This is a genomic window from Nonlabens sp., from assembly GCF_047636915.1.
GTDB lineage: Bacteria > Bacteroidota > Bacteroidia > Flavobacteriales > Flavobacteriaceae > Nonlabens.
In genome coordinates this window covers 1-5578 of record NZ_JBLIGN010000125.1, presented here as the reverse complement: position 1 = coordinate 5578, position 5578 = coordinate 1, and the positions used below count along the sequence as shown (strand labels likewise).

The window sequence follows — 5578 nt, the reverse complement described above, 5'->3', positions numbered from 1 at the left end:
GAAAAAATAAAGACTTTACTGCACTTTATCACAACTTCAAAAGGTTGTTTTCTTGTCTTTTACGTTCCCTACCTTATCTAGAGCCGGCATAAGGATCATTTTAGTTCTAGCCTCTTTTTAGTCCTTATAATGAAAACAAAAAAACATACTACAGAGTCTCATTACGATAGAAACAAAAGCCTTTTGTTTTTATGCATTTAATGATCTCTTCCTGCTCAATTTTTTTACACCAATGTTTCTCACCTAGGGATAGGTAATTTAATCTCTTAATAAAAGTAACTTTTATTCTAATCAATATTCAAAAGGGTAGGGCTATCCTACCTGTTATTTATGGCATTCTTCAATTCTACTTAATTGACTAGTAGCGATACCTAACCCAAAAGATAAAATAGACACTTTTGAAATCTTCTCTACACAAACGAACTAACCGAAAGTCTACCAAACGTAAAAAGTTATATAGGTATAAATAAATCACCCGCATTAAGAATCACTATAACCCCTTAAGGATTTTTGGGATGACGACAGGAACAAGAAACGGGCAAATATTTATCAATCCTTTTGCTAAAAATACCAATACATGTAAAGTGTTTAGCAAAAATGATGCTGTGTTGCATTACACCCGCATTTCTGAGAGCAGCAATAGATTTGTCAGTACAAACAATAATACCAATAGCTGTTCTCAAGAAGTTACTATTGCAAATGCTGAGCCTGTAGTGCAATCAATACCTAATTATATAATTCTTAAAAACACGCCGTTTTTGCTGCAAGCAGCTGCTAAAGAAGCTAATAGCGATGGGTTGACCTATATCTGGTAGCTGGGAACACCTTGATAATGATGCAGCTACAATGCCGCCACAATCAACTTCAACTGATAAACCTAGTTTTAGAACTTTTTTACCATCGAACAGTTCCATTCGTTATTTCCCAGCTATGAGCACTTTACTAACCAATTCTTATCTGCCGCTTGGGAGGTGTTACCTGATGTAAAGGAATGTTGAATTGTGGGGTGGTCGTAAGAGATAACCATATATTAGGTGTTCAAAATAGTAGCCGCCAACTGATATTTTAAGGATAACAAGCTATAAAATCAGCAAATTTAGGCCTACAATACTTATAAGGAGACGTCTTTTAAAATTCAGATTATTACTGGTTTTGGCTTCATTAAAAACACCAAACAAGTCAGATAAAGAAAGAGTTACATTTTATATATCCCCTGGCTAATTTCGTTTTTACCAGTGTTGCTAATCCTGTAGCTTTTCTTCTCTAGGATAGGAATAGGTACATGGATTATTAATTTTATAAACATTTTTATACATAGTACGCTTTCGCAAAAGCGGAACACTCATCTAAAAGATCTTAAAACGAGCTCCAAACACCATATTTACTTGATAGAACCAAAAACTCTGACTGGCAGAGTCTACTTCATTCATCGTGGTTCTAATGTCGGGCATATTGATATAGCCACCTTTTAACTCACTCTGCACAAAGAAATACTTGAAAAAAGTCAATTGAATTCCGCCTACGGCATTAACCCCATAACCAGAAATATGAAAATCATCGTAACGCTTTTGATCCAGAAGCCGCGCATTCGTTTTAGGGAATAGAATTCCTGTTTCTAAACCGAATACTGTGTTTAACTCAAAGCTTTTGTAATGGAACAAATTGTCATGTCGCCTAAAACCTACGTTGATATAGTTAAGTCCGTCTGTATGCTCAAAAGTTAGAAAACTAGGGTCTAAAACTATAGAATCATTATTATAAACTCCGTTATATAAAGAGTTTGTATCGTTAATCTCTCCATTTATAGTTACCGTTTGATTTTCTGCCACTACATATTTCATGTGGTCTACTCCTATTGATATGCTGTAATTTTCCTTTATAAAGTAACCTAACCTAAAATTGTATTGGGGTATGGTGATCGAGGTAGGATTTAAATATTTTCCAGGTTCAAAATCACTTTGCCTATCATAAGCAGTAACATTATCCAATGTGAAATCGTAATTTTCTCCTTTAAAAGAAATATCACTTTTACCATAACCGGAGAGGTTCCAGCCCCAGTACACATAAAAATCACCTTGCTTAACCCGAGAGGTATTTACCTTTAGAGAATCCTGCGCATCTATAGTAAAGACCACAAAAAATAAACAAAATAAGCGTGTGATATAATTCATTTTTTTCAAAGTGCAAAAGTAATTCTTAATACTTGGCTTAAGCTAATTTAAAAGATAATAAAAAAAACCTTAAAATATATGGTTAATCTCGATCCACATCTGTTGCTATACTATTCAATAAAAGGTCATTAGTAACAACCACAATAAGCATCTCGGAGAATACTGAAAGGTTTACAGAAAATCAGTTCATCATCCCGAAAATTTTTGGGAAGAGACATTGAAAAACACTTTCTATGGCGCAAGGGATGGAAAAAGTATTAGAATGGGATTCTAATACACCAACAGTAAAATGGCTGGAAGGTGAACCGCTCAACGTTACTGGAAACTGTCTGGACATACATTTGATTACTCGCGGCGAGAAAACTGCATCGCTTTTTGAACCAAATGGGCCTAAAGAGACTACTCAACACATCACTTATAATAAGTGGCACGTACGTGTATGCAAATTTGCTGATATCCTAAAATCTCAGGGGATCAAAAAAGGAGATCGTGTTGGTCTTTATTTAACTATGATTCCAGAACTTGGGCTCTCCGTGCTGGCTTGCGCAAGAATAGAAACTATTCATTCAATGGCTTTTGCAGGTTTTAGTGCTGCGGTACTTTCTAATCGTATCAACGATTGTAATTGCAAAATGGTGATATGCAGCTATGGAAGTTATCGAGGTGCAAAAATATTAGATCTTAAATCTATGGTAGATGAAGCGCTGGAACAATGTGACATAAAAACGGTTCTTGTGGTCAAAAGAACTGAAATTAAAGTGCCTATGAAAAAAAGACGCAATTTTTGGGTTGCAGCAGTATTAGAAAATGCAAGCAAAGACTGTCCTATAGAAATTATGGAAACAGAAGACACACTATTTATCCTTTATACGTCTGGATCTATAGGTAAGCCTAAAGGAATGCTTCATACCACTGCTGGCTGCAGGGTTGATACCGCTTATACTTTTAAAACGTATTTTAATATAGAGAGAGTGACGTCTATTGGTGCACGGTAGACGTTGGCTGGATTACCGGTTACCGTTATATTGTATATGCACCTCTTTGTAATCGAGCTACTTCAGTAATATTTGAAGGAATGCCCTCTTATACCGACTATGGTAGGTTTTGGGATATCGTAGAGAAACATAAAATAACACCGTTTTACACCGCATCAACTACCATAAGAGCACTAGCAAAAAAAACTCCCGTTAATACTCGTGATTTGAGTTCGCTCTAAGTATTAGGAACTGCAGGAGAACCTATTAAAGAAGAAGTCTGGCATTGGTATAATGAAAATGTAGGAAAGAAAAAGAGCCCTATTGTAGACAACTGGTTCCAAACAGAAACTGGTGGTATTATGATCATTCCTATTCCCTACTCTACACCTACTATTTCTACTTTTGTTACATTACCACGGTCTGGTATACAGCTAGCGCTCATGGATGACAATCGCAAAGAGATTCTGGGCAATTAGATAGAGAGAAAATGATGCATCAAATTTCCATGGCCTTCCATGGCAATCACTATTTATGACGATCACAACCGTTGTCGCGAGACTTATTCCAGTGCTTATGACCGCGTATACCTTACTGGCAAGGACCCATTGCGTGAGGCGGTAAATTATTACAGGATTACTGTCGTGTGGACCATATAATTATCGCAAGTGGTCACCATCTAAGAACGGCACCTATAAAAGACGCCATCAACGAGCATCTAACAGCTGCCGGAAGTGCCATGGTAGGTTTTCCTCATGATGTAAAAGGAAAGCCCTGTATGGTTAGGTCATATTAAAAGAAACAGGCGTTACTAGAAACCCAGACAACTTTTGAAAAGAAATCAACGACCTCATCATTTCTAGCATAGGCAATATTGCAAAGCACGATCTTATACAGTTTACCGATGGACTTCCTAAAACACGTGGTGGTAAAATCATGAGACGTATTCTAAGAGAAATTGCTCATAAAGAATCCGATCAAGTGGGTAATATCTCTATATGACATCTTCCTGAAGTAGTTCAAAGTGTTATTACAGGTTTTTTAGCTTAAAAAAATAGACTTCAGATTTTTTTCAAGATCAGAAGTCTATTCTTCATTAACTTGTGCTAAGCTTTCAGGTAGTAAGTTTACTTTTCCAAAATATCGATAATCAAAAGCAACTCAAAAATCATGAAATACATTTTACCGCTTTTATTTATCTCTTTCCTCTTCGCTTGCTGTGAAGAGGAAAAAAAAGAAGCTATTCAAACAGACGAGCAAGCTGTTGCAGACGTAGAAAAGGTTGTCCAAAACTTATTTGACGAAGTATGGGCCGGTTATGATGACACTGCAATCAAAAAATATCAAACAGAAAATTTTTTACTATTAGAACATGGTGAAATATGGAATAACGACACTATTGCCAACTGGTGCAAAAACGCTAAGAAGCGAGATCAAAAAGTGCAGCGCATCAATAATTTTGAACGTATAGAAGCGAGAAGAAACGGTGATAAGTTATGGATTGCCTATCACAATTATGGAACCTTTACACAAGATACCGTAATTTTTAAACGCAGCTGGTTAGAAAGTGTGATCGCTGTAAAGAAAGATTCTTTATGGAAATTAGAATTAATGCACTCTACACGACAACCATTGGAATAGTCATTTTTTTTAAGTTTTGTAGGCTTTTCAAGCCTTTGCCGTGTAAGTGTCGGGCAAAATCAGTTTCAAATATTTTGAAGCTACCTACCTGAAGAAGTACTATTGCGCTGTCATTTTAAAACAACAATTATGAACCAACCAGAATTAGGTCATTATATTGCCCATCTAAGAAAAGAACAAGGACTTACTCAAGAAGAACTTGTAGAAAAATGCAATATTAACGTAAGAACTATCCAGCGCATAGAAGCTGGAGACGTTACTCCTAGAAGTTATACGGTTAAAAATATCCTGGAGGCTTTAGGTAAATCCATTGATGAGGTTTTTCAAAAAGTAAAAAAGCAACCGGAAACACCAGCTGTAAACTACAATACTTCATTATTAGGTTGGGGAATTATCGCAGGACTTTTCTATTTAATTTTGGGGACATTTAATGTTTATTTTGGTTTAACGGAGTCTTTTTATGTAGATGTCATTTCAAATGATGCTTTTATGGTAAGTACCGTATTAGAATTTATACTAGCAACCCTATTTCTAATTGCAATAGCTCATTTTGGAAAATCGAATGAGAATTCAATGATTAAAAATGCAAGTTATGGGGCTATAACTTTTTTAATATTCTTTTACATACTTCAGAATCTCCTCTATTCAGATATAATGAATGAATATGAAGGACTAGGATTAGTACTTAGTTTTTCTTCTTTATTTCTTTATGGACTGATGTATTTCTTTCTAGCCATTGGCTTTTTTATAAAAAGAAAGGAACTGGGAGAATTAGCAAAATGGAGTGGAATA

4 protein-coding genes and 1 pseudogene are annotated in these 5578 nt (G+C 35.6%); 4 read left to right on the top strand and 1 reads right to left on the bottom strand.

Going from position 1 to position 5578, the window contains the following annotated elements; translation table 11 throughout:
- The first annotated feature begins 584 nt into the window (after nt 1-584).
- Entirely contained in the window at nt 585-815 is a 231-nt protein-coding gene (locus ACJAT0_RS12385) for a hypothetical protein (protein WP_415181906.1), read from the top strand.
- A 531-nt stretch (nt 816-1346) separates the two neighbouring features.
- Here ACJAT0_RS12385 and ACJAT0_RS12380 read toward each other — a convergent pair.
- Entirely contained in the window at nt 1347-2171 is an 825-nt protein-coding gene (locus ACJAT0_RS12380) for a hypothetical protein (RefSeq protein ID WP_415181905.1), read from the bottom strand.
- A gap of 127 nt (nt 2172-2298) precedes the next feature.
- Here ACJAT0_RS12380 and ACJAT0_RS12375 point away from each other — a divergent pair.
- The 3 genes and pseudogenes from ACJAT0_RS12375 to ACJAT0_RS12365 form a co-directional block, all read left to right on the top strand.
- Nucleotides 2299-4147, top strand: a pseudogene (locus ACJAT0_RS12375) (acetate--CoA ligase).
- A 168-nt stretch (nt 4148-4315) separates the two neighbouring features.
- Nucleotides 4316-4786 (top strand): nuclear transport factor 2 family protein, encoded by a 471-nt coding sequence (locus ACJAT0_RS12370; protein ID WP_374003233.1) that lies wholly within the window; start codon nt 4316-4318, stop codon nt 4784-4786.
- Between the two features lie 129 nt (nt 4787-4915).
- Nucleotides 4916-5578 (top strand): helix-turn-helix domain-containing protein (locus ACJAT0_RS12365; protein ID WP_415181904.1); only part of this gene is annotated, 663 nt, incomplete at its 3' end.